The 23,562-nt window shown below is 76.8% G+C and carries 23 protein-coding genes and 1 pseudogene; 16 read left to right on the top strand and 8 right to left on the bottom strand.

Annotation, left to right across the window (positions count from 1 at the left end):
- Positions 1–62 precede the first annotated feature (62 nt).
- Genes FB586_RS17420 through FB586_RS17395 form a run of 6 tightly spaced genes read left to right on the top strand, consistent with a single transcriptional unit; the run spans position 63 to position 6,351 of the window.
- Positions 63–1,130 carry a response regulator gene (locus tag FB586_RS17420; RefSeq protein ID WP_136520594.1) on the top strand — a complete coding sequence of 356 codons (1,068 nt, stop codon included), beginning with the start codon at positions 63–65 and terminating at the stop codon, positions 1,128–1,130.
- Positions 1,127–2,095 (top strand): ATP-grasp domain-containing protein, encoded by a 969-nt coding sequence (locus FB586_RS17415; RefSeq protein ID WP_136520593.1) that lies wholly within the window; start codon positions 1,127–1,129, stop codon positions 2,093–2,095. Before FB586_RS17420 ends, FB586_RS17415 begins: the two co-directional genes overlap by 4 nt.
- Positions 2,092–2,856 (top strand): PHP domain-containing protein, encoded by a 765-nt coding sequence (locus FB586_RS17410; RefSeq protein WP_136520592.1) that lies wholly within the window; start codon positions 2,092–2,094, stop codon positions 2,854–2,856. Before FB586_RS17415 ends, FB586_RS17410 begins: the two co-directional genes overlap by 4 nt.
- Positions 2,853–4,340 carry a glycosyltransferase family 2 protein gene (locus FB586_RS17405; protein WP_136520591.1) on the top strand — a complete coding sequence of 496 codons (1,488 nt, stop codon included), beginning with the start codon at positions 2,853–2,855 and terminating at the stop codon, positions 4,338–4,340. The genes FB586_RS17410 and FB586_RS17405 overlap by 4 nt, the downstream gene beginning before the upstream one ends.
- Complete coding sequence (locus FB586_RS17400; RefSeq protein WP_136520590.1) at positions 4,337–4,528, top strand: hypothetical protein; 192 nt, start codon at positions 4,337–4,339, stop codon at positions 4,526–4,528. The genes FB586_RS17405 and FB586_RS17400 overlap by 4 nt, the downstream gene beginning before the upstream one ends.
- Positions 4,525–6,351: a sensor histidine kinase gene (locus tag FB586_RS17395; RefSeq protein ID WP_246036891.1), complete on the top strand. Its 1,827-nt coding sequence runs from the start codon at positions 4,525–4,527 to the stop codon at positions 6,349–6,351. The genes FB586_RS17400 and FB586_RS17395 overlap by 4 nt, the downstream gene beginning before the upstream one ends.
- Positions 6,352–6,382: 31 nt before the next feature.
- On the opposite strand, the gene FB586_RS17390 is transcribed toward FB586_RS17395, so the two are convergent.
- Positions 6,383–8,683 carry a glycoside hydrolase family 65 protein gene (locus FB586_RS17390; protein WP_222928387.1) on the bottom strand — a complete coding sequence of 767 codons (2,301 nt, stop codon included), beginning with the start codon at positions 8,681–8,683 and terminating at the stop codon, positions 6,383–6,385.
- A 139-nt stretch (positions 8,684–8,822) separates the two neighbouring features.
- Here FB586_RS17390 and FB586_RS17385 point away from each other — a divergent pair, with 139 nt between their 5' ends.
- The gene (locus tag FB586_RS17385) at positions 8,823–9,746 is read left to right on the top strand and encodes a PfkB family carbohydrate kinase (RefSeq protein ID WP_136520588.1); all 924 of its coding nucleotides are present in this window, start codon (positions 8,823–8,825) and stop codon (positions 9,744–9,746) included.
- Between the two features lie 25 nt (positions 9,747–9,771).
- Here FB586_RS17385 and dinB read toward each other — a convergent pair whose 3' ends face one another.
- The 3 genes from dinB to FB586_RS17370 all read right to left on the bottom strand — a co-directional run bounded on the left by dinB (position 9,772) and on the right by FB586_RS17370 (position 12,519).
- The gene (gene dinB / locus FB586_RS17380) at positions 9,772–10,968 is read right to left on the bottom strand and encodes a DNA polymerase IV (RefSeq protein WP_136520587.1); all 1,197 of its coding nucleotides are present in this window, start codon (positions 10,966–10,968) and stop codon (positions 9,772–9,774) included.
- Between the two features lie 71 nt (positions 10,969–11,039).
- On the bottom strand, positions 11,040–12,023 hold the full coding sequence (locus tag FB586_RS17375) for a DUF2891 family protein (protein ID WP_136520586.1): 984 nt from the start codon (positions 12,021–12,023) through the stop codon (positions 11,040–11,042).
- A 34-nt stretch (positions 12,024–12,057) separates the two neighbouring features.
- Complete coding sequence (locus FB586_RS17370; RefSeq protein ID WP_136520585.1) at positions 12,058–12,519, bottom strand: DoxX-related protein; 462 nt, start codon at positions 12,517–12,519, stop codon at positions 12,058–12,060.
- A gap of 388 nt (positions 12,520–12,907) precedes the next feature.
- Here FB586_RS17370 and FB586_RS17365 point away from each other — a divergent pair, with 388 nt between their 5' ends.
- From FB586_RS17365 to FB586_RS17335, 8 genes and pseudogenes are all read left to right on the top strand, one after another.
- The gene (locus tag FB586_RS17365) at positions 12,908–13,888 is read left to right on the top strand and encodes a hypothetical protein (RefSeq protein ID WP_136520584.1); all 981 of its coding nucleotides are present in this window, start codon (positions 12,908–12,910) and stop codon (positions 13,886–13,888) included.
- A complete protein-coding gene (locus tag FB586_RS17360; RefSeq protein ID WP_136520583.1) occupies positions 13,885–14,403 on the top strand; it encodes a phage holin family protein in 519 nt (172 codons plus the stop codon). The genes FB586_RS17365 and FB586_RS17360 overlap by 4 nt, the downstream gene beginning before the upstream one ends.
- Positions 14,400–15,134: a DUF3618 domain-containing protein gene (locus FB586_RS17355; RefSeq protein WP_136520582.1), complete on the top strand. Its 735-nt coding sequence runs from the start codon at positions 14,400–14,402 to the stop codon at positions 15,132–15,134. The genes FB586_RS17360 and FB586_RS17355 overlap by 4 nt, the downstream gene beginning before the upstream one ends.
- 118 nt (positions 15,135–15,252) lie before the next feature.
- The gene (gene rlmC, locus FB586_RS17350) at positions 15,253–16,377 is read left to right on the top strand and encodes a 23S rRNA (uracil(747)-C(5))-methyltransferase RlmC (protein ID WP_136520581.1); all 1,125 of its coding nucleotides are present in this window, start codon (positions 15,253–15,255) and stop codon (positions 16,375–16,377) included.
- 46 nt (positions 16,378–16,423) lie between these two features.
- Positions 16,424–17,458 carry an LLM class flavin-dependent oxidoreductase gene (locus FB586_RS17345; RefSeq protein ID WP_246036889.1) on the top strand — a complete coding sequence of 345 codons (1,035 nt, stop codon included), beginning with the start codon at positions 16,424–16,426 and terminating at the stop codon, positions 17,456–17,458.
- Positions 17,459–17,490: 32 nt separating this feature from the next.
- Positions 17,491–18,225: an alpha/beta fold hydrolase gene (locus tag FB586_RS17340; protein WP_136520579.1), complete on the top strand. Its 735-nt coding sequence runs from the start codon at positions 17,491–17,493 to the stop codon at positions 18,223–18,225.
- A gap of 75 nt (positions 18,226–18,300) precedes the next feature.
- Positions 18,301–18,447: a hypothetical protein gene (locus FB586_RS19510; protein WP_168800595.1), complete on the top strand. Its 147-nt coding sequence runs from the start codon at positions 18,301–18,303 to the stop codon at positions 18,445–18,447.
- A gap of 12 nt (positions 18,448–18,459) precedes the next feature.
- A pseudogene (locus tag FB586_RS17335) lies at positions 18,460–18,720 on the top strand (DUF5684 domain-containing protein); the annotation flags it as partial.
- A gap of 75 nt (positions 18,721–18,795) precedes the next feature.
- Here the strand turns inward: FB586_RS17335 and FB586_RS17330 are convergent.
- Positions 18,796–20,157, bottom strand: coding sequence for an NYN domain-containing protein (locus FB586_RS17330; RefSeq protein ID WP_246036887.1), 1,362 nt, complete (start codon positions 20,155–20,157; stop codon positions 18,796–18,798).
- A 96-nt stretch (positions 20,158–20,253) separates the two neighbouring features.
- Between FB586_RS17330 and FB586_RS17325 the strand changes: the two genes are divergently transcribed.
- Positions 20,254–21,972 (top strand): PP2C family protein-serine/threonine phosphatase, encoded by a 1,719-nt coding sequence (locus FB586_RS17325; protein WP_136520576.1) that lies wholly within the window; start codon positions 20,254–20,256, stop codon positions 21,970–21,972.
- Here the strand turns inward: FB586_RS17325 and FB586_RS17320 are convergent.
- Genes FB586_RS17320 through FB586_RS17310 form a run of 3 tightly spaced genes read right to left on the bottom strand, consistent with a single transcriptional unit; the run spans position 21,956 to position 23,541 of the window.
- Positions 21,956–22,366, bottom strand: a complete 411-nt coding sequence (locus FB586_RS17320) for a VOC family protein (protein ID WP_136520575.1) — start codon at positions 22,364–22,366, stop codon at positions 21,956–21,958. The genes FB586_RS17325 and FB586_RS17320 overlap by 17 nt on opposite strands.
- Before the next feature lie 5 nt (positions 22,367–22,371).
- Positions 22,372–22,818 carry a helix-turn-helix transcriptional regulator gene (locus tag FB586_RS17315; RefSeq protein ID WP_136520574.1) on the bottom strand — a complete coding sequence of 149 codons (447 nt, stop codon included), beginning with the start codon at positions 22,816–22,818 and terminating at the stop codon, positions 22,372–22,374.
- Between the two features lie 48 nt (positions 22,819–22,866).
- Positions 22,867–23,541, bottom strand: coding sequence for a hypothetical protein (locus FB586_RS17310; RefSeq protein WP_136520573.1), 675 nt, complete (start codon positions 23,539–23,541; stop codon positions 22,867–22,869).
- Positions 23,542–23,562: the final 21 nt, after the last annotated feature.

The raw sequence follows: 23,562 nt of genomic DNA, 5'->3' as shown, positions 1-23,562 counted from the left end.
GCGTGCACGGCACCCCGATCCGGCGGGTTAGCGTGACCGTCGGACGTCCCGGGGGGAGAGCGGTGGACGAGCAGTACGAGGTCCTCGTCGTCGAGGACGACGTGGACACCGCGCAGTACGTGCGCACGGTCCTGGCGCGCCGCGGCGGCATGTCCGTCACGGTCGTGCACGACCCGGCGTCGGCCCTGGAGCAGGTCGCGCAGCACCGCTTCGACGCGGTCGTCACCGACATCCAGATGCCCGGCATGAGCGGGCTCGAGCTGCTCGTGGAGCTGCGCTCGCGCGCCCCGGGCGTCCCGGTCGCGGTCATGACGGCCTTCGCGAGCGTCGACTACGCCGTCGAGGCGCTGCGCCGCGACGCCGACGAGTTCCTCGTGAAGCCGGTCGCCGCCGGCACGCTGCTCGAGCGCGTGGCGGCGCTCGCGGCCGAGGGGCGGCGCCGCGCGACCGCGACGACCGGGGCGGTCGTCCTCGCGGTGGGCGCGCACCCCGACGACGTCGAGATCGGCATCGGGGCGACGCTGGCGTCCCACCGGGCCGCCGGCGACACCGTCGTCGTCCTCACGATGTCCGGCGGCGCGGTCGGCGGCGACGCCGACGTGCGCCGACGCGAGGCGCTGGCCGCCTCCGCCGTCATCGGTGCCCGGCTGTTCCTGCACGACTTCCCGGACACGCGCATGGCGTCCGCGGACGGCCTGATCCGCGTGGTCGAGGAGACGGTCGCGGACGTGCAGCCCACCGTCTGCTACACGCACTCGCGCCACGACCGGCACCAGGACCACCGCGCGGTGCACGAGGCCGTCGTGGTCGCCACCCGGCGGGTGCCGTCGCTGGCGTGCTTCCAGTCCCCGTCGGCCACCGTCGACTTCCGCCCCGACCGGTTCGTGCCGGTCGACGGCTTCGTCGACGCCAAGCTCGAGATGCTCGCCGCGTTCACCTCGCAGGCGCACCGCGACTACATGGAGCCCGACGTGGTCCGAGCCACCGCCCGGTACTGGTCCCGGTTCGGCACGGGGACGTACGCCGAGCCGCTCGAGACGGTCCGCGCCGCGGCCGCGGTCGGCGGGAGCCAGGGGGCGGGGACACCGGCCGCGAGGGTGCAGCAGCGCGACGAAGGGGTGGTGGCATGACCCGGGTGCTCGTCACGGGGGCGGGCGGTGCGGCGGGCGTCGCCGTCATCCGCTCCCTGCTGCGGCGCGGGGACGTGGACGTCCTCGCGGCCGACATGGACCACTGGGCCTCCGCCCTGTACCTGGTGCCGGCGGACCGCCGGCGCCTGGTGCCGGCGGGGCGCGCCGACGACTTCGTCGACGTCGTGCGGGACATCTGCCGCCGGGACCGCGTGGACGTGCTGTTCCCGACCGTCGACGTCGAGCTGCCCCGCCTCGCCGCCGTGCGCGCCGAGCTGGCCGCGGCGGGCACGCTGCTCGCGTCGCCGTCGCTGCGGACGATCGAGACGTGCCTGGACAAGCTGGCGCTGGCGCGGGCCTGCGAGCGGACGGTCCGCGTGCCGCGCACCGAGCTCGTGGGCACGCCGCAGGCGCTGGACGGCTGGCAGTTCCCGGTGATCGTCAAGCCGCGCCGCGGCGCGGGGTCGCGCGGGGTCCGCACCGTCGCCTCGGCCGCGGAGCTCGACGCCGTGCACGCCGAGGAGGACCTGCTGGTGCAGGAGCTGCTGCCCGGCGAGGAGTACTCCGTCGACGTGCTCGCCGCCCCGGACGGCCACGTCGTGGCCGCCGTGCCGCGCGCGCGCAAGCGGGTGGACTCCGGCATCGCCGTCGCGGGCGTGACGCTGCACGACCAGGACCTCGTCGCGACCGCCTCCGCGATCGCCCGGGCCGTCGGCCTGACGTCGGTCGCGAACGTGCAGCTCAAGCGCGACGCGGACGGGGTGCCGGCGCTGCTCGAGGTGAACCCCCGGTTCCCCGGGGCGATGCCGCTGACGATCGCGGCGGGGGTCGACATGCCCTCGCTCGTGCTCGACGCCGTGCTCGGCCGCGCCGTCCCGCGGCACGTCGGGCACCGTGCGGTCGCGAACGTCCGCTACCTGGAGGACGTGTTCCTGCCGGTCGAGGACGTCCTGGCGCCGCGATGAGCGCCGACGGGACCACCTCCGTCCCCGGCGCCCCCCGGCTGGACGAGGACCACCACGTCCACTCCACGTTCTCCGACGACGCCGTCTCGACGCCCGGGGAGAACCTCGCCGCCGCGGTCCGCGCCGGGCTGCGGCGCGTCCGCATGGTCGACCACGTCCGCACGACGTCGACCCACGTGTCCGCGATGCTCACCGCCGTCCGCGCCCTGCCGCCGGTCGAGGGGCTGGAGGTCCTCACGGGCGTCGAGGCGAAGGTCCTGGACACCGACGGGCGCGTCGACGCGCCGGCGGACGTGCTGGCGGCGCTCGGCACGCCCGACGGGCCGGACCGGGTCCTGCTCGCCGACCACCAGCTGCCCGGGCCCGACGGCCCGTGGAGCCCCCGCGCGGTGCGCGAGCGGCTCGACGCGGGTGCGGTGCGCCCCTCCGACGTCGTCGAGATGCTCGTGACCGCCACTGCCCGCGCGGTCGAGCGCACCGGCCGCGCCCAGCTCGCGCACCCGTTCTCCGTGCTGCCCAAGGTCGGCCTCGGCGAGGACGACGTGCCCGACGACCTGCTCGACGCGCTCGCGGCCGTGCTCGTCGCGACGGGGACGCCCGCCGAGGTGAACGAGAAGTGGGACTGCCCGGGCCCGCGCGTGCGCACGCGCTGGGCCGCCGCCGGGGTCCTGCTCGTGGCGTCCACCGATGCGCACGTCGCCGACGACGTCGGCGTGTACCGGCGGCTCGCCCCGGCGAGCGGCACGGGGAGGACACCATGACCGGCGAGCCGCTGCGCGACGTGCTCGTCGCCCTGCTCGTCGCGTGCGTCGCGGTCGGCGTGGCGCCGGCGCTCGGCGGCCTGTACCAGTACCTGCTGCTGCCGGTGCACGCGTGGCGCAACCACCTGGGCGACGCCGCGCCGTACCTGCCGAACGTCGCGGTCCTCATCCCGGCGTGGAACGAGGCCGCCGTGCTGGCGGCGTCGGTCGGGCGGCTCATGCGGCTCCAGTACCCGGCGGAGCGGCTGCGCGTGTACGTGGTCGACGACGCGAGCACCGACGACACCCCCGAGGTCGTGCAGGCCCTCGCCGAGCGGTACCCCGGACGCGTCGTGCACCTGCGCCGCGACCAGGGCGGGCAGGGCAAGGCGCACACGCTCAACCACGGCATCGAGCGGGTGCTCGCCGACGACTGGATGCAGGCGCTGCTCATCACGGACGCCGACGTCATCTACCGGCCGGACTCGCTGCGCCGCATGACCCGCCACCTCGCGGACCCGCGGATCGGCGCGGTCACCGCCTACATCCGGGAGGGCAGCGAGCGGCCGGGCGCGGTCGCCCGGTTCATCGGCTACGAGTACGTGACCGCCCAGGCGTGCGCGCGCCGCGCGCAGAACGTCCTCGGGGCGCTCGCGTGCCTCGCCGGCGGTGCGCAGCTGCACACCCGCGAGAACCTCGAGGCCCTCGGCGGGCGCATCGACACCTCGACGCTCGCCGAGGACACCGTCACGACGTTCCTCACCCAGCTCGACGGACGGCAGGTCGTGTTCGACGGGTCGGCCGTCGTGCTGGCGGAGGAGCCGGACTCGGTGCGGGCCCTGTGGAAGCAGCGAGCGCGCTGGGCGCGCGGGAACGCGCAGATCACGCGCCGGTTCCGGCACCTGTGGTTCCGGCCGTCGCGCACCCACCGCCTCGGGTCGTTCGGGTTCGGCCTCATCTGGTTCTCCACCTACGCGCTGCCGTTCACGCTGGTCCTGGCGTCGGTCGGGCTCGTCGGGCTGCACCTCGTCTCGCCCGGGACGGCGACGGGGCTGTTCGGCACCCTCTGGTGGGTCGGCGTCGCCGCGTACGTGTACGTCACCGTGACGGCCCTGCTCGTCGACCTCGACACCGCACGCAGGTCCTGGTTCGAGGGGCTCACGTTCCCCGGGTTCGGTGCGCTCGCCCTCGTCGTCGCGGCCGGGTTCCCCGAGTTCTGGCCCGTGGTCGTCCCCGGCTGGTTCGGCCTGGAGCTCAGCGACGCGGGCCGCGAGGCCATGCTCCTGCTCCTCTACTCCTGGCCGGCGCTCTCGATGGCCGTGGCGCACGTCGTGCGCGCCGTCGAGGGGCGCCGCTGGGTCGGGTGGCTGTCGCGACCGCTGCTCTACGCCGTCGGGTTCGGCCCCCTGCTGTGCGCCATCACCCTCGACGCGTACGTGCAGGAGCGGCGCGGTGCCGCCATGGTCTGGGACAAGACCGAGAAGACGGGGAAGGTCGCGGCATGAGCGCACCCACGCCGCCCGCCCCGCACGGTGCCGGGTCGCGCACCGAGCGGTGGGCCACCCTCACGCCCGAGGCCCTCGAGGACGAGATCGAGACCAACCGCCGCGGTGAGCGGTGGGTGCTCGTCGCGTCGGGCGTCGGGGCGGCGGCGACCGCGCTCGCCGTCGTGCTGCAGGCCGTGACGCGGTGACCGGCACCCTCAGCCCGCTGCCCGAGCCCCGGCTGCCCGCGCCCGACGTCGCGTACGCCGAGGACACGAGCCTCGGCCAGCGGTTCAGCGCGCTCATCCGGCGCCTCGGCCCCGAGGGGTCCGTCCTCGAGCGGCAGCTGCCGTTCGCCGTCCTGTTCGCGGCCGGGTCGACCACCTTCGGGCTGTCCGGCGTCGAGGTCACCTCCATCGGCGCGATCGTCGTCGCGGCCGCGCTCACGGTCGTGTCGCTGGTGCTCGCGCTGGCGGTGCCGTGGCGCCGGCTGCCCGGCGGCGCGGAGGACCTGCTGCCGCTGCTGCAGATCGCGGCGGTGGCGGCCCTGCGCATGGGCACGGGCGGCCTCGGGTCCCCGTACGCGGCGCTCGTGTACCTGCCGGTCATCACCCTCAGCGCGCGCCCGGGACGCACACGCATCGTCGTCGCCACCCTGGGCACCGCCGCGACCGTCCTGACGTCCACGCTCGTGCACCCCGACGTGGACCAGGACGTGGTGGTGCTGCGGAGCCTGCTGGTCGCCGCCAGCGCGCTCGCCATCAGCGTCTTCGTGCACGAGATGACCGGCCGCCTGCGGGCCCACAACCGGCACCTGCAGGCGCTGCAGCAGCAGCAGTCCGCCCTGCTCACGCGCACGCGCGAGGCGGCGGTCGAGCTGCACCGCGTCGCGAGCGCCCAGCGCGCCGCCCGCGAGCAGCTCATCTCCGTCATCGACTCCGCGACGGAGCAGGCGATCATCGCCACCGACCGCGAGGGGCTCGTCGAGGTCTTCAACCCCGGGGCGGAGCGCCTGCTCGGGTACGCCCAGGGGGAGGTCGTGGGCCGGCGGCACCTGACGGACTTCCACCTGCGCGGCGAGATCGACGACCGGCGCGGGCCGCACCGGCCGGCGTCCGGGCCGGACGACGACGCGCTCGCCGGGCAGCGCGACCTCGTCGAGGCCCTCGTCGCCCCCGTGCGCTCCGGCAGCGCCGACGTCCGCGACTGGACCTACGTGCGCGCCGACGGCAGCCACGTCGTGGTGCGGCTCGCCGTGACCCGCCGCCTCGAGCCCGACGGGTCCGTGGGCGGCTACGTGGTCGTCGCGACGGACGTCACCGCGGAGCGCGAGGCGGCGCGGCTGAAGGACCAGTTCCTCGGCCTCGTCAGCCACGAGCTGCGCACGCCGCTCACGTCGGTCCTGGGCTACCTCGAGCTGCTGCTCGACGGCACCGAGGAGCTGAGCGACGAGCAGCGGGAGTACCTGACGATCATCGAGCGCAACGCGCGCCGCCAGCTGCGGCTCGTCAGCGACCTGCTGCTGTCCGCGCAGGTGGACGCGGGCACGTTCGCGATCAGCCCGCAGCCCACCGACGTCGCGGCGGTCGCGCGGGCGTCCCTCGCGTCGGCCGGGCCCACGGCGGAGCAGGCGCAGGTGACGCTCGTCCCCGCCCTCCAGGAGGCGCGGGTCGAGGGCGACGCGGTCCGGCTGGGGCAGGTCGTCGACAACCTCGTGTCGAACGCCCTGAAGTTCACGCCGACGGGCGGGTCCGTGCGGGTGGAGGTCGCCCCGCTGCCCGGCGGCGGTGCGCGCCTGGCCGTCGCCGACACGGGGATCGGGATCCCCGCCGACGAGCTCGCGCAGCTGACGTCCCGGTTCTTCCGCGCGACGAACGCGACGCGGCGGGCCATCCCCGGTGTCGGGCTGGGGCTGTCGATCACGAAGGCGGTGGTCGACGCGCACGGCGGGACCATGGAGATCCGCAGCACGATGGGCGAGGGCACCACGTTCGTCGTGACGCTCCCCGCCGTCCCGCCCGGAGAGGCCTGACCGCCCCCGCCCCCGGGCGGGGCGGCGCCCCTCAGACCCGCGGCTCGCGACCGGGCGGCTGCTGCGGCGGCGTCGGCTCGGCCACCGGCTGCAGGGCCCGCTCCTGGGCCGGCTCCGCCGCGGTGAGCACGAGCTCCTCGTCCCCGTCCTCGCCCGCGTGCCGCAGCACGACGCGCTCCCCGCTCAGCAACCGGTACGTCACCCCGTCGCGGCGGGCGTCGACCTCCAGCCGCGACCCGTCCACCTGCACCCGGAACCGCAGCCGCGACAGGTGCGGCGGCAGCCGCGGCGCGAGACGGACGTCCCCGCGCTCCACGCGCAGCCCGCCGAACCCGCGGACGAGGGCGTCCCACGCGCCCGCCATCGACGCCACGTGCACGCCCTCCTGCGTCTCGCGGCGCAGGTCGTGCAGGTCGATGAACGCGCACTCGCGCGCGTACGCGTGGGCGAGCGTGAGGTGCCCGAGCTCGGCCGCGACGACGGCCTGCACGCTCGCCGACAGCGACGAGTCGCGCACCGTCAGCGGCTCGTAGTAGGCGAAGTCCCGGCGCTTCTGCTCAGGGGTGAACCGGTCGCCCGCGACCATCAGCGCGAGCACGAGGTCGGCCTGCTTGACCAGCTGGTGCCGGTACAGCTCCGTGTAGTGCACGCGGTCCTCGAACGGGGTCCAGCCGTCCCGGGGCCGGGAGAAGTCCCAGACCGGGTTGCGCGTGAAGCCCGCCGACTGCTCGGTCACGCCGAGGTCGTCCGCGTAGGGCACGACGACCGCCGCGGCGGCCGACGTCCACGCCGCGCGCTCGTCGTCGTCCACCCCGAGCCTGCGTGCCTCGTGCGGCCACCGGCGCGCGACGTCGGCGGCGGCCTCGAGCGACCGGACGACCAGCAGGTTCGTGTACGTGTTGTCGTCGACGACGGCGGTGTACTCGTCCGGGCCCGTGACGCCGTGCACGTGGAAGGCCCCGTCGTCGGTGCGGTGCCCGCGGCCCATCCAGAACCGCGCCGTGTGCACCAGCAGGTCGACGCCGATCTCACGCTCGAGGGCGTCGTCGCCCGTGGTGGCGACGTGCCGGACGAGTGCGTCCGTGATGTCGGCGGTCACGTGCACGGCCGCGGTGCTCGCCGGCCAGTACCCCGAGCACTCGGCCCCCGAGATCGTCCGCCACGGGAAGGCCGCGCCGGGCAGCCCGAGGGTGCGGGCGCGCTCCACGGCCCGGGGGAGGGTCGCGTGGCGCCAGCGCAGGTGGGCCGCGGCCGCCGACGGCAGCACGTGGTCGAGCACCGGCAGCACGAAGCCCTCGGCGTCCCAGAACGTGTGGCCGTGGTAGCCGAGGCCCGTCAGGCCCTTCGCGCGCAGCCCGGTGCCCTCGACGCACGCCGACGCCTGCACGGTGTGCAGGACGGCGAGCCGGACGGCCTGCTGCAGCTCGTCGTCGCCCTCGACCACGACGTCCGCGCGGTCCCACACCTCCTCGAGGAAGGCCCGGTGCTCGCTCTCGAGCGCGTCCTCGCCGGCGGCCGCGGCGTCCGCCAGGACGGTGCGCGCGTCGGCCAGCAGGCTCTCCACCGGGCGGCGCCCGCACGCGTACGCGGCGCGCGTCCCGAGGCGCAGCCGGCCGTCCGCCGGCAGGTCCGCCTCGACGGCCCAGCCGTGCGCGGCCTGCACCCAGCGGTGCGTCCCGCCGTCGGGGCCGGAGACGTCGTGCTCCGTCGCCAGCACCGCGCCGACCCCGGCGACCACCGTGCGCTGCGCGACCCACGTGCGCCCCTCGTCGTGGCCGCACGCCTCCGTCACCAGGCCGGGCCCGTCCGCCGACGCCGGGCCGGGGCAGCCCGGCACCGGCCGCACGCGCACCCGCGCGCCCTGCGGGGCCCGCACCTCGTACACCGCGACCACGAGCTCGCGCCGCACGAGGGAGACCCAGCGCCGGCTGCGCACCTCGACGGTCGTGCCCGCCGGGGACGTCCAGACCGCCTCGCGCTCCAGCACGCCGGTGCGCAGGTCCAGCCGCCGCTCGTGGTGCTCGAGCGTCCCGGTGCGCACGTCGAACGGCTCCCCGTCGACCTCGAGGTCCACCCCGCAGGCGTCGACGACGGGCACGAGCTGCTCGTCGTGGTCGGGGTACCCGTACGCGCGCTCCGGGTAGTCGTGCGGGAACTTCTCGTACACCGGCGCGAGCAGCGTGCCCGCCGGCACCTCCGGACGCTGCTCCTCGAGCACGCCGCGCACGCCCAGGTGGCCGTTCGCGACGGTGAGGAGCGCGGCCGTGCGGGGCAGGTCGTCGACGTCCAGCGTCGGCTCGCGCAGGGTCCAGGGCTCCACGGTCAGCGGCACGGACACAGTGGACCAGAGGTGCCGGCACGACGCACGGGCGCGGCGGCGGCCGCGAGGTCGCGGCCCTGCGCCACCGCCTGCAGGGTGGTCCGTGCCGGCGTCCGGTCGTGGACGCCGGGGACGGAGGGGGGACCGGGACGTGGACGTCGTGGTGGTCGGCCAGGTGGCGCGCGACCTCGTGCTGCGGGTGGACGAGGTGCCGGGCGCGGGCGGGTCGGCGCCCGTGCGCGAGCGCGTCGAGGTGCTCGGCGGCAAGGGGGCCAACCAGGCGGTCGCGTGCGCGCAGCTCGGGCTGCGGACCGCGCTGGTCGGGGTCGTCGGGGACGACCCGGCCGCCGACGCCGTGCTGGCCCGGGCGCGCGAGGACGGCCTGGACGTCGCGCACGTCGTCCGCCGCGCGGGCGCGTCGACCGCGCTGCTGGTCGACGTCGTCGCCGGCGGCGGCGAGCGGCGCCTGCTCGAGCACGTGCCGGGCGACGTCCTGCTGCGCCCGCAGGACGTGCGCGCCGCCGCCGGCCCGCTGTCCTCCGCGCGGGCCGTGCTGCTCCAGCTCCAGCAGCCGGCCGACGCCGTCGCGGCCGCGCTCGACGTCGCTGGGGACGCGCTGCTGGTGGCCGACGGTGCCCCCGAGGACGAGGCGCTGCGCGAGCGGCTGGTCGGGTCGGTGCACGTGCTGCGCGCGGACGAGACGGAGGCCGGGCTGCTGCTCGGACGGGCCCCGGACGGGGTCGGGCAGACCGTCGAGGCGGCGCGCGAGCTCGTGGCCCGGGGGCCGCGCGTCGTCGCGCTCGAGGCCGGCGACGCCAACGTCGTCGCGTGGGACGGCGGGCACGTCGTGCTGCCGCTGCTCGGCGGGGAGCCCGTGGACCCGACGGGCGGCGGCGACGCGTTCGTCGCCGGTCTGACGGCGGCGCTGCTGGCGGGGCACGACGCCGCGACCGCCGGGTGGTGGGCGACCGTGGCGGCGGGGAGCACGGCCGCGCGGCCGGGCGGGCGGCCGGCGCTCGACGTGGACCGGGTCGCCGCCGACGCCCGACGGCTCCGCTCCGAGCACGAGGGGTAGCGGTGCACGGGCGCGGCCGCCCCGGTCAGTCGGGCAGCTGCGGCCCCGCGAACCCGTCGCCCGTGCGCAGCAGGCTCGCCCGCACCACGGTGCCCGTGCCGAAGCGGCGGGCGACCGCGTCGGCGGCCGCGTCGAGCGGGGCCCGGTCGGCGTGCTCGAGCGGGAGCACGTCCTGCACCGCGGCGTCCGAGCCGAGGTTCGTCAGCGCGACCCCGACGAGCGTGAGACCTCGGTCGCGCACGAGGGGCGCGACCTGGTCGAGCAGCGCCGCCGCGGCCTCGGCCAGGCGCTCCCCGGAGTCGGTCGCGTGCGGCAGGGAGTGCGAGCGCGTCGCGCGCGTGTAGTCCGCGAAGCGCAGGCGCAGCACGACCGTGCGCGCGGTGCGGTGCGCCTCGCGCAGGCGGCGCGCGACGCGGTCGACGAGGCCCAGCAGCGCCGAGCGGACGAACGCCGGGGCGTGCGGACCGGGCCCGAGGGCGCGCTGCGCCCCGATGGACGAGCGCCGCCGGTCCGTCACCACGCGCTCGGGCGTGCGCCCGTGCACGACGGCGTGCAGGTGGTGCCCGGCGGCGGGGCCGAGGACGCCCACGAGCACCTGCTCGGGCAGCGCCGCCACGTCGCCGGCCGTGTGCAGGCCGTACCCCCGCAACCGCGCGGCGGTCACCTCGCCGACGCCCCACAGCAGCTCGACGGGGAGCGGGTGCAGGAACGCGTCCTCGCCGTCGGGGGGCACCAGCAGCAGACCGTCCGGCTTCGCGACGCGGCTCGCGACCTTCGCCAGGAACGGCGTGCGCGCCACCCCGACGGTGATGGGGAGCCCGACCTCCTCGCGCACCCGCGCCCGCAGCCGGGCGGCGAGGTCCACCGGTGCCGTCGCGTCCAGCCGGTGCAGCCCGCCCACGTCGAGGAACGCCTCGTCGTTCGAGACGCCCTGCACGGCGGGCGTCGTCTCGTGGAAGACGTCGAACACCGCCCGGCTCGCCTCGACGTACGCCTCGAACCGGGGCGGGACGACGACGAGGTCCGGGCACGCGATCCGCGCCTGCCGGCCGCCCATCGCCGTGCGCACGCCGCGGCGCTTCGCCTCGTACGACGCGGCGAGCACCACGCCGCCGCCCACCGCGACGGGGCGGCCGCGCAGGCGCGGGTCGTCCCGCTGCTCGACCGACGCGTAGAACGCGTCCAGGTCGGCGTGGAGGATCGTCGCGCGGCGCTCGGGCACGAACACATGTTCGACCCGACCACCGACACGCCACCACGCGGGCGCCGCACCGCGACAGCGCCCCGCCGGGGTCAGCGGCTCGCGACGGCGTCCCAGGCGAACGAGGCCAGCCAGTGCGTGGCCACGAAGTCCGGGTTGTCGAGCGCGCGCAGGCCGACGTCCAGCAGGTCCTCGCCCGCGGCCCGCAGCGCCGGCTCCTCGAGCGCGTCGGCGAGGCGCAGGAGCGCGCCCGCGCGCGAGAGGTTCAGCCCGTCGAGGTGCACGGCGTGCCCGTCGGTCGGGTCCACGACGCGCACGGGCCGGGCCAGCTCGAGCGGGCGCGGCAGGAACCCGTCGAACCACGCCCGCAGCCGGTCCCGCGGCAGGACCCGCGCCATGAGGTCGGCCTCCGCCAGCCCGGGGGAGAGGAAGTCGTGCCCGCTCGTCTCCCAGCGGGTCGCCCAGTCGCGGTCGTCGCCGTAGAGCCGGACGGCCTGGTCCCGCAGCGCGTCCGCCCGCCCGGTGAGCCCGAGGTCCTCCGCGGCCGTCACGAGCAGCGCCAGGCCGAAGGCGGTGTTCGAGTGCACCCCGTGCCGCACGGGGAGCTCGACGCGCTCCAGCCACGGCAGCGCCAGGTCGAGCACGGCCGCGGCGAGCGGTGCGGTCGCCTCGGCCCAGCCGGCGGCGTCGTCGTCGCCCGCGTCGGCCGCCGCGCGGCAGGACGCCGCGAGCCGCGCCGCCCACGCCCACCCGTACGGCCGCTCGAACGCCGGATGGACCCGCAGGTGGTCGACCTCGCCGGCGACCCGCTCCGTCGTCAGGGTCTCGCCGAGCGCGCTGCGCAGCTCGGGGTCCTCGTGCCCGGAGCGCAGCACCTCGACCCCCAGCCAGTGCATGTGCACGCACGAGTGCCAGTCGAACGAGGTGTGGAAGGCGGGGTACAGCTCGGCCGGGGTGCGGACGTCGTCCGGGCCCTGCGCGAGGTGGACGAGGTGGTAGGGCCAGCCGGTCGCGAGGTTGGCGCGGACGACCCGGGCCGCGACGGGTGCGAGGGAGGCGAGATCGGTGGTGCTCACGGCACCAGCCTGCCGGACGCGGCGGACGCGTCCGTCAGGGCCGCTCCCGGCGGCTCCGCCACGCGCGCCAGGCCCCCGTCGACCACAGCGAGCCCACCACCAGCGGGACCTGGAAGGGCAGCCGGGCGAGCCGCTTGGCGTCGGTGTCGAGCCCGAACCCGTCGGTGCCCTCGAGGTACTGCGCCACGTTGCCGGGGAAGATCGCGACGAAGAACGCCGCGGCGGCACCGCCGACCAGCGGCCGCCACCGTCGCGGCGCGGCGAGCAGGGCCCCGCCCAGCGCGACCTCGACGACGCCCGACGCGACCACGACGACGTCGGGGTCGAGGGGCACCCACGACGGCACCTGCGCCTGGAACTCCTCGCGGGCCACGGTCAGGTGCGTCGTGCCGGCGAACGCCAGGACGCCCCCGAGCAGCAGCCGCACCAGGGTCCGGCCCCGGCCCGCGGGCGGGTCGGGCGGGCGCTGCCGCCGTGCTGACGGGCCTGCGGTCACGGCGCCTCCGGTCTCGTGCGGACGTCCAGGTCGACGCTACGGGGCGGCTCGCAGGACCGCGCGCCGAGCGGTCCGCCGGGCGGGCCGGCACGGCCGCGCCGCGCACCGGCGGAGCCGTTCCGGTGGCGGGTCCTGGACGGTGTGCCTAGCGTCGCAGTACGGCGCCGGAGGTGAGGATGCGCACCTCGCCACCGCCCGCCGTCGGGGTGCGCACCCCGGCAGGACGGCGCGTCCGACGCGCCGATCGGTCGAGAAGACGGCCACCAGCAGACACCCACCCACGCGCGACCGGACGGTCGCCGCGTCGGCGACCCCTGCGCGGCGGGTGGGACGGACGACCCCAGCGGTCCGACGGGTGCACGCGCACCCGTGGCGAGAGGACGACGACATGAGCACCGACTACGCAGCCGGCCAGCCCGGCGGCGCCAGCAGCGGCACGGGATCGGCCAAGCAGACCGCCAAGGAGACGGCGCAGACCGCGCAGCAGGAGGCGGCGGGCGTGGCGCAGAGCGCGGCCGAGAGCGGCCGGAACGTCGCGCACGAGGCCAAGGACCAGGCCCGGCAGGTGACGGACGAGGCGAAGCAGCAGGCGCGCAGCCTCTTCGACCAGGCCCGCACGGAGGTGGGCAGCCAGGCCGGTGCCCAGCAGAAGCGCCTCGCCGACGGCCTGCGCGGCCTGGGCGACGAGCTGAACCGCATGACCGAGAGCAGCGAGGGCGGCGGCCTCGCCACCGACCTGGCCCGCCAGCTCGCCGACCGGACGAGCTCGGCCGCGACGTGGCTCGACGACCGCGAGCCGGGCGACCTGCTCGGTGCGGTGTCCGACTTCGCGCGCCGCCGGCCGGGCCTCTTCCTGGCCGTGGCGGCCGGCGCCGGCCTCCTCGCCGGGCGCCTCACGCGCGGCCTGGGCGCAGCCTCGTCCGACGAGGGCACGTCCGGTGCGTCCCGCATCGCGGACACCGGTGTGAGCGGCACGACCGGTGCCGTCGGCGGCACGTCCGGCGGCTACGCGACGGGCGCCGGCTACGCCGGTGCCGGGCTCGCGGGCACCGGTGCCGCCTACGGCGACGCCGACCTCGGCACGACGACCGGCGGCCCGCTGGCGACCGGCTCCCTGGCCGACGACGCCTCGACGGTCGCGTCGGGCGACGCGTGGGGGACCCCCGGTGCGGCGACCACGCAGGACGAGCCGGAGTACCTGGCCGCCTCGCGCGCCGTCTACGGCGAGACCACCGCGACGGGCGACACGGGCGGCGGCCCGACCCCGGTGCAGACGACGCCGGGCGGCATCCCGGACGACGAGCAGGGCCTCGGCGGCACCGCGACCGGCGAGCCGTGGCGCGGCGTCGAGCGGGAGGACGAGCGATGACCACCGGCGCGACCGACCCGCTCGGCGCACCCGGCGCCGGCGGCTACCCGGCGGGCGGCACGTCCGGCTACCCGGCGGCGGGCGGTGCCTTCCCCGCGGGCGGGGCCGCCGACGCGGCCGACGACGCCGGCGAGCGGCCGTCCATCGGCACGCTGCTCAGCGAGATCACGCAGGACCTGTCGACGCTGTTCCGGCAGGAGGTCGAGCTCGCGAAGGTCGAGCTCACCGACCAGGCGAAGAAGGCGGGGACCGGCGCCGGCATGTTCGGCGGGGCCGCCGTCGCAGCCAACCTCGCCCTGGTGTTCCTCTCGGTCTCGCTGTGGTGGGCGCTCGGTGCCCTCATCAACCGGGGCTGGTCGGCCCTGGTCGTGGCGATCCTCTGGGGAGTCGTCGCGCTGGTGCTCGCCAAGCGCGGGCAGAAGCAGGTCAAGCAGGTCGGTGGCGCGCCGCGCACGGCCGAGACCCTCAAGAAGATCCCCAACGCCGCCGCAGGACACGAGGAGAAGAACCGATGAGCACGAGCGACCCGGACCAGATCCGCGCCGACATCGAGCGCACCCGCGCTGACCTCTCGGCGAACGTCGACCAGCTGACCGACAGCGTGAACCCGAAGACGGTCGCGCACCGCAAGGCCGACGAGGTGAAGAGCCGCCTGAGCGAGGTGAAGGAGCGGGTCATGGGTACCGTCAGCGACGCGGGCCACTCGGTGGCCGACACGGTCGGCGGCGCCGGCCACGCGGTCGCCGACAAGGCCTCGGGGGCGGCGTCCTCGGCCTCGTCGGCCGGCTCGTCGGTGGGCCACTCGGTCGCCGGGGCCCCCGGCCAGGTGAAGGACGCAGCCGCGGCGGCGCCCGGCCGTGCCAAGGAGGCGGCCGCGGGCAACCCGCTCGCCGCGGGTCTCATCGCGTTCGGCGTGGGCTGGCTCGCCGGCTCGCTGCTGCCCGCGAGCCAGAAGGAGGCGCGTGCGGCGTCGGCCGTCAAGGACAAGGCGCAGGACCTCGCCCCGGCGGTGAAGGGCGTCGCCCAGGAGGCGGCCGAGAACCTCCGCGAGCCGGCGCAGGAGGCCGCCGCCGCGCTCAAGGACCGCGCCACGGAGGGCGCTCAGCAGGTCAAGAGCGCCGGCCAGGACGCGGCGTCGTCCGTCAAGGACGAGGCGCAGGGTGCGCGCGAGCGCGTCCAGGGCAGCGTCCAGGGCGGTGGCCAGGACGACCAGGGGAGCCAGGCGTACAGCCCGCAGGGCTACTGACGTCCCCACCCACGGCGCGGCGGTCCGGTCGGTCACGACCGGGCCGCCGCGCCGTGTGCGCGCACCGTCACACCGCCGGCCGGGCCGGTACGGGGCGGGCCGCACCTACCCTGGACGGGTGCGCTGCGCCTACTTCGACGCGGGGGTGTGCTCCTCGTGCACGCTCCTCGCGCAGGCGTACCCGGCGCAGGTCGCCGACAAGGAGCGCCGCGTCCGCGAGGTGCTCGGCGACCCGGCGGACGTCACGTGGCTGCCGCCCGTGACGAGCGCGGAGGCCGGCTTCCGCAACAAGGCGAAGATGGTGGTCGCCGGCACCGCGGACGCGCCGACGCTCGGCATCCTCGACGTGCACGGGCTCGGCGTGGACCTGCAGGACTGCCCGCTGTACCCGCCCGCGCTGCAGGCGGCCTTCGCGCCCCTCGCGGCGTTCGTCGCGCGCGCGGGCCTCACGCCCTACGACGTCCCGGCCCGGCGCGGCGAGCTCAAGCACCTGCTCGTCACGGTCAGCCCCGACGGTGAGCTGCTCGTCCGGTTCGTGCTGCGCAGCACCGAGGCGCTCGCCCGGGTGCGCAAGCACCTGCCGTGGCTGCAGGAGCGGCTGCCCGCGCTCACGGTCGCGTCCGTCAACGTCCAGCCGGCGCACGCCGCCGTGCTCGAGGGGGAGCGCGAGGAGCTGCTGACGGAGCGCGCGACGCTGCGCATGCACGTCAACGGCCTCGACCTGCACCTGCGGCCGCGCAGCTTCTTCCAGACGAACACCGAGGTGGCGGCCGCGCTGTACCGGCAGGCCACCGCGTGGGCGGACGAGGCCGCGCCGTCCACCGTCTGGGACCTGTACTGCGGCGTCGGCGGGTTCGCGCTGCACCTGGCGGGGCCGGGCCGCGCCGTCGTGGGCGTCGAGGCCAGCGCCGAGGCGGTGGCCAGCGCGGAGCAGTCGGCGCGCGAGGCCGGTCTGCCGGGCACCCGCTTCCTCGCGGGCGACGCGACGGCCTTCGCGCTCGCGGCCGCCGACGTGCCGGACCTCGTGGTGGTCAACCCGCCGCGGCGCGGGCTCGGCGAGCCGCTCGCGCGGTGGCTCGAGGAGTCGGGCGTCGACCGGGTCCTGTACTCGTCGTGCAACGCCACGTCGCTCGCGCGCGACCTGGCGGCGATGCCGTCGCTGCGGCCGCGCCGCGCGCAGGTGCTCGACATGTTCCCGCACACGGGTCACTACGAGGTGCTCACGCTGCTCGAGCGCGCGTGACCGACGTCTCGGGATGACGGGGCGGGCGCCGGGAGTTGGCACCGGTGTGACCGCGCTCTCCGTGCTCGACCTCGTCCCCGTCCGCACCGACCAGACCACGGCTGACGCCCTGGCCTCGACGCTCGCGCTGGCCCGCGTCGCCGACGAGGTGGGGGTGCGCCGCTACTGGGTGGCCGAGCACCACAACATGCCCGCGGTCGCGGCGACCAACCCGCCGCTGCTCATGAGCATGATCGCGGCCGCCACCACGCGCGTCCGGGTGGGCTCGGGCGGCGTGATGCTGCCGAACCACTCGCCGCTGGTCGTCGCCGAGCAGGTCGCCCTGCTCGAGGCCGCGTACCCCGGCCGCGTCGACGTCGGCATCGGCCGCGCCCCCGGCTCGGACCCCGTGACGAGCCACCTGCTGCGCCGCGGCCAGTCCGCCGAGGGCGTCGACACGTTCGACGACGACGTCGCGACGCTGCGCGCGCTGGTGCGTCCCGGCGGCGTCGAGGTCCGTGTCGGCTCGAGCACGTACCCGCTGCGCGCCACGCCGCGCGCCACGTCGGCGCCGCAGCTGTGGCTGCTCGGCTCGTCGTCGTACTCGGCGCAGCTCGCCGGCCGGCTCGGCCTGCCCTACGTGTTCGCGCACCACTTCGCCGGCCGCGGCACCGACGAGGCGACGGCGCTGTACCGGCGCACGTTCGTCCCGTCCGAGGACCTGGCCGAGCCCCGGACCATCGCCGTCGCCAACGTCGCCGTCGCCGAGACCGAGCAGGAGGCGCGGCGGCTCACCCTGCCGCAGCTGCGCAGCATGTGGCGCCTGCGCGCCGGGCAGACGCTCGCGTTCCAGGAGCTCGTCGAGGAGGCGGAGGAGAACCCGCTGCCCGCGGCGGCCGACGAGCACCTCGCCGCCCTCAGCGCGTCCTGGATCGTGGGCGACCCCCGCTCCGCGGCCGAGCAGGTGCGTGCGCTCGCCGCGCGGCTCGGCACCGACGAGCTGATGGTCCAGCCGATCACCGGCGCCGTGCGCGGCACCCCGGCGGACCGCACGCCGTCGCGGGAGGCGATGCTCCGGATGCTCGCGGACGCGCTCGCCTGACCGGTGACCCGCCCCGGCGCTAGCCTGCCGGGATGAGCGCGCCCGACCCCGTCGCCTCCCTGGACCGGCTCGCCGCCCCCGGCGGACGCGTCGGCCCCCTGTGGGTCGTGGCCCGGGGCCGGGGCCGGCCGCTCGTGCTCCTGCACGGCAACGGCGAGGACCACCACGTGTTCGACCGCCTCGTCCCGCTGCTGGGCGAGGGCCGGACGCTCGTGGGCGTCGACTCGCGCGGCCACGGCCGCTCGCCCCGGGGCGACGGCCCGCTGACGATCGCGTCCATGGCGGACGACGTCGCGGCGGTCCTGGACCTGCTCGGCCTGCGCGGCGTCGACGTGCTCGGGTTCAGCGACGGCGGCAACGTCGCGCTCGAGCTCGTGCTGCGCCGGCCGGACCTGGTCGGGCGGCTCGTGGTCGTCGGCGCGAACCTGTTCCCCGAGGGGATGACGAGCGGGTTCCTGCGCACCGCGCGGTCCGTGCACCGCCTCCAGCGCGCGCTCGCCGGTCGCGTCCCGGCGCTGGCCGCCGCCGCCGAGCGGACCGCCCTGATGACCGAGCACCCGCGCATCGACCCGCGCGACCTGGCGCGTGTCGACGTGCCGGTCCTCGTCGTGGTGGGGGAGCGCGACCTCGTGCGTCCCGAGCACACGGCGCTGCTCGCGGGGTCGCTCCCCGGAGCGCGCACCGCGGTCGTGCCGCGCGCCGGGCACCTGCTGCCCACCCGGCACCCGCACGAGCTCGCCGCCCTGGTGCAGGCGTTCCTGACCTGAGGCGCCGCTGCTCCGAACGGGCGCATCCCCGGACGGAACGGGCATACCGGACGTCCGTCCGGCTACCTTGCGCACATGCTCACCGCACTCACCACGACGACGACCGACACCGCCCTCGCGGCGGGCGTGCTCGTCGTCTCCGTCGTCGCGTCCGTCGTCGTCTACGTCGTCGTCGCGATCGCCCTCGCCGGCGTCTTCCGCAAGGCCGGCGAGCCGGCCTGACAGGCGTTCGTCCCGGTCCTCAACACCCTCGTCCTGCTCCGGGTCGCCGGCCGGCCGCTGTGGTGGTTCCTGCTCCTGCTGGTGCCGGTCCTCAACGTCGTCGTGCTCGTCGTGGTCTGGAACGACGTGTCGCGCTCGTTCGGCCGCGGCCCCGGCTTCACCGTCGGGCTCGTGCTGCTGCCCGTGGTCTTCCTCTACGTGCTGTGGCTCGGTGACAGCACGTACCGCGGCCCCGCCGCGGCGCAGCCCGCCGTCGCGCCCGCCGTCGCCTGACCCCCTCCCGTCCGCCCCACGGCCCGGCCGCCCCCAGGGGTGGCCGGGCCGTCGTCGTCCGGGACCGCCGGCGGGTCAGGAGTCGGCCAGGCCGCCGCCCACCCAGGCGCGGATGGCCGCGGCGTCGCCCGCGGTCAGCTCCATGCGCGCACCGCGGCACAGGCCGATCACGTTGTCCGCCCACGCGGAGGCGAGCTCGCGCGCCGTCCGCGGCTCGGTGAGCGACAGCCCCGTGTACAGCACGCCCGACAGGACGAAGTTCACCGTCGACCGGCCGACCTTCGCGCCCGCCTGCTGGCACGCCTCGTGCACGCGCCGCGAGGTGCCCACCCGCTCGAACGGGTGCTCGGCCAGGTCGTCCGCGAGGCGCTCGAGCAGCACGCGGTAGTGCTCCTGGCTGAGCCCCGGGGTGTCCGTGACGGCGATGACCTGCTTCTGCAGCTCCGTCGGGTCGGTGTCGGCCACCGCCCCCGGCAGGTCGGCCTCGCCGAAGCGGCGCGGGTCCCACACGTGGCCCGGCGGCCGGGTCGAGACCGCGAGGTCCGGCAGGGACCGGGTGAGCCACCCCGCGAAGCCGCCCGCGCCGCCCCACCCGCCGGCCGAGAGCGTCGGGTCGGCGGCCAGCGCGACCTGCGCGACGGCGCCCAGCGGGACGGGCCGGTCCGCGGTCCGCACGTGCCGGCGCACCGCGCGCCGGGCGCGGCTGTCCGACGCGGTCGTGGTCGTCGCGGCGGCCTGGGTGGCGGGCTCGCCGGCCGGCGCGGCCGCCGAGGTCGTGGCCTCGGTCGCCGCGGGCGTCGGTGCGGGGGAGGGCGCGTCGTCGGCCGCCCGGGCCGTCGGCGCCGTGGCAGCCTCCGGCTCCGGCGCCGCAGGTGCGGCGTCCACGTCGAGCGGCGACGCGGTCTGCGTCACCAGGTCCGCCAGGGCGTCCGCGCCCACGACGCTGTCCGCCACGGACCGGTACGCGCTCGCGGCGGGGCTCGCCGTGATGATCGTCACGCGCCGGTCGTCCGCGCGGCACCGCTGCGCCAGCGGCGTGAAGTCGGCGTCGGCCGAGACGATGACGAACTCGTCGTAGCGGGTCGGCGCGGCGAGCGCGTCCACCGCGTCGAGGACGAGGTTGATGTCCGCGCTGCTCTTGCCCTGCTGGGTCAGCGACGGGCAGTCGACGACGCGGAAGCCGGCCCGCGTGAAGTTCGGGCGGTACCGCGCGTAGACGGAGGGGTTGAGGTAGCAGGCCCGCACGAGGAAGCGGCGGGTGACCGCTCCGTCCGTGTCGGCGCCCTGCGCGAGCTCGTCCAGCCAGTGGCCGGGGTTCGTCGCGAACGCCTCCGCGGCGGCGGGGTCGAGCCGCTTGAGGCCGATGTAGACGTTGTCGAAGTCCACGAGCAGGGCGCTGCGCAGGACGCGGGGGTGGTCGGTGCCGGTGACGCTCACGCGGCCCATCCTGCCGGTCCGGGCACCGGTGCGCGGCCGGTGGCCCCGGCGGCGCGCGTCCGCGCACCCGGACGGGGCCGCCGTTAGGGTCCACACGTGAGGTCGCCCTGGTTCCTGCGCGCCACCGCGCGCGACGCGATGGGCGAGGTCGTGCGTGCGACCGACTGGACGGCGACACCCCTCGGCGCGCCGTCGACGTGGCCGGCGGCGCTGCGCTCGGCGGTCGAGATGTGCCTGAGCACGCGCTTCCCCGTCCTGGTCACGTGGGGGCCGGGCCTGACGATGCTCTACAACGACGGCTACCGGGAGATCCTCGGCAGCCGCAAGCACCCCGCCGCGATGGGCGCGCCCCTGCGGCAGGTGTGGCCGGAGGTCTGGGACGACATCGCGCCCCTCGTCCGCGAGGTCATGGAGCACGGGCGGCCGACGTGGGTGGCCGACCAGCGGCTCGTCATGCACCGCTCCGGCTACGACGAGGAGACGTTCTTCACCTACTCGTACAGCCCGCTGCGCGACGCCGACGGGACGGTCAACGGGCTCCTCGACATCGCGACCGACACCACGCACCTCGTCGTCGAGCAGCGGCGCGTGCGGATGCTCGCGGAGCTCTCGCTGGCCCTGCAGGGGGCGCCCAGCACGGTGGCGGGGGTCGTGTCCGCGGCGACCGGCCTGCTCGACGCGGGGCCGGACGTGGTGGCCGTCGAGGTGCACCTCGGGCGCCCGGGCGAGGCCGAGGTGGTGGGTGCCTCCGGCACGCCGGTCGCGGCCCCCGACGCGCTCGTCGCGCAGGCGCTGGCCGCCGGCCGCCCCGTCGAGGACGGCCACGTGCGCGTGCTGCCGTTCGCCCTCGCCGAGACCGACCGCCGGGTCGGCGCGGTGGCGGTGCGGCTCAACGCGCTGCGCCCGGTCGACGACCAGGCGCGGGCGTTCACGCGGGTCGTGGCCGACACCGTGACCGCGTCGGTGACCGCGGCGCTGCGCCTCGAGCGGCAGGTCGCGGCGGTCACCCGGGTCTCGGACGTGCTGCAGCACGCGATGCTCGAGCCCGACGTCGCGCGCGCCGACGTCGCGACGCGGTACGTGCCCGCCGTCCGCGACCTCACGGTCGGCGGCGACTGGTACGACGTCGTGGAGCTCGGCCGTGCGGCCGACGACGAGGACGACGAGCAGGGCGGGTACCGGTGGGACGCGGGCGCCGACGCGCCCACCTCCGGGCCGCTCGGCATCGTCGTCGGCGACTGCGTCGGCCACGGCCTGGAGGCCGCCTCCCGCATGGGCCAGCTGCGCAGCGCCGCGCGGGCCCTGCTGCTGCGCACGGCCGGCCCCGCCGAGGTCCTCGACGGCCTGGACGTCTTCGCGCGGACGCTGCCCGGGGCCGAGATGGCCACCGTGCTGTGCGGCGTCGTCGACCCCGACGCCGGCACGTTCACGTACTCCTCCGCCGGCCACCCGCCGGGCCTCGTGCTGCACGCCGACCGCACCGTCACGTGGCTCTCGTCGGGGCGCGGGCGTCCGCTGACGGTCCCGGCGGGGCCGCGCGCGCAGGCGGTCGCGCCGCTCACGGAGGGCGACGTCCTCGTGCTGTGCACGGACGGCCTGCTGGAGCGCCGCGGCTCGGCCCTGCGTGAGCGGTTCGGGCGGCTCGAGGCCGTCCTGTCCGAGGTGGTGGACCCCGCGGCCTCCCCGGACGCGCTCGCGGACGAGCTGCTCGCCCGCATGGCGCCGGAGGGGTCGACGGACGACACGGTGGTGGTCGTGCACCGCGTCGGCGCGCCGGCGGCGGCGCGCCCGCGACGGCTCAGGTCAGCTGGTTGATGCGGACCATGTTCCCGGCGGGGTCGCGGAACGCGCAGTCCCGCAGGCCGTAGGGCTGGTCCATCGGCTCCTGGACGACCTCGGCGCCGCCCTCCTGGACGCGCGCGAACGTCCCGTCCAGGTCCGGCGTCGCGAGCACGATCGACGCGTAGCTGCCCTTGGCCATGAGCTCGGCGATGGTGCGGCGCTCGTCGTCGGTGAGGCCGGGGTCCGCGGCCGGCGGGTGCAGGACGATCGACGTCTCCGGCTGCCCGGGCGGACCCACGGTGATCCAGCGCATGGCGCCGTACCCGACGTCGAGGCGGACCTCGAAGCCGAGCACGTCGCGGTAGAACGCCAGCGACGTCTCGGGGTCGTCGGCCGGGAGGAAGCAGTTGCGGATGATCAGGTCCATGCCGCTCACGCTAGGGACGTGCCCGTGCGGCGTGCTTCTCGATTCCTGACCGGCCGCATCACCTGCTTCGCGACGCACCCCGGCAGGCCGCGCCCGTCCTCGGCCGCCAGCCGCCGGTACGCGCTCGGCGACATCCCGACGAGCTCGGAGAAGCGGGTGCTGAACGTGCCGAGGGACGAGCAGCCGACGGCGAAGCACACGTCTGTGACGGACAGGTCGCCGCGGCGCAGCAGCGTCATGGCCCGTTCGATGCGCCGCGTCATGAGGTAGCTGTAGGGCGACTCGCCGTACACGGCGCGGAAGCGCCGGCTCAGGTGCCCCGCGGACAGGTGCACCGACCGTGCGAGCGCCTCGACGTCGAGCGGCTGGGCGTAGTCCCGGTCGATGCGGTCCCGGACGCGGCGCAGCAGCACGAGCTCGCGCAGGCGCGGGTCGCGCGGTTCGGCGGTCACGGGGCCAGCCTGCCGCGTCGCGGCGCGCCTGCCCAGGGCCCGGTGGGGTCAGGCGTCGCGGCGCACGACGCGCGCGGCGCGGGCGGCGAGGACGCCGACCGGTCCGGTGCGCCCCACCCGCAGGCGCACGAACGCGCCGGCGTCCGGCCCGCCGGGCACCCGGCGGGGCAGCGAGTCGACGGCGACGAGCCACTCCGGCCAGCCGAGCAGGCGGGCGACCGCCATGAGACGCTCCGACTCCTGCTCGGACTCGCCGAGCTCCTCGCCGAGCAGCTCGCCGACGTCCTCGGCGGCGTCGGGCCGCCCGGAGAGGGCGGCGAGCGCGGGGGCCTGGTGCACCCCGCGCGGGCCGGACCACATCGCGGTCTCGTCCTCGGGGTCGGCCTTCGCCGGGTCCGACACGTACTCGAGGACCACGCGCGGCCCGTCCCACGCCCACAGCTCCAGGAGCTCGTCGCGGGTCACGACGACGGTGACGACCGGGCCGGCGACGGCGGCGGCGAGCGTCCCGCCGAGCTCCTCCACGTGCTGGCGCCGCGCCGCCACGTGACCGAGCGGGCTCTCCGGGACGGCGACGACCCAGCCGTCCTCGGCGGGGCCGACCCAGCCGCTGAACCGCTCGGTCGTCAGCACCGCCACGACCGCGTCCCGGTCCGCGCGCGTGAGGACGACCGCGTAGGTGAGCCCCTCCGGGCGGTCGAGGTCCGGGCCGAAGATCGTCATGGGGGCGAGTCTGGCACCCGC

It is taken from the genome of Cellulomonas telluris, assembly GCF_004886325.1.
GTDB classification, from domain to species: domain Bacteria; phylum Actinomycetota; class Actinomycetes; order Actinomycetales; family Cellulomonadaceae; genus Cellulomonas; species Cellulomonas telluris.
Note: the sequence above shows the minus strand (reverse complement) of the source record. Positions and strands in the feature narration are given on the sequence as shown.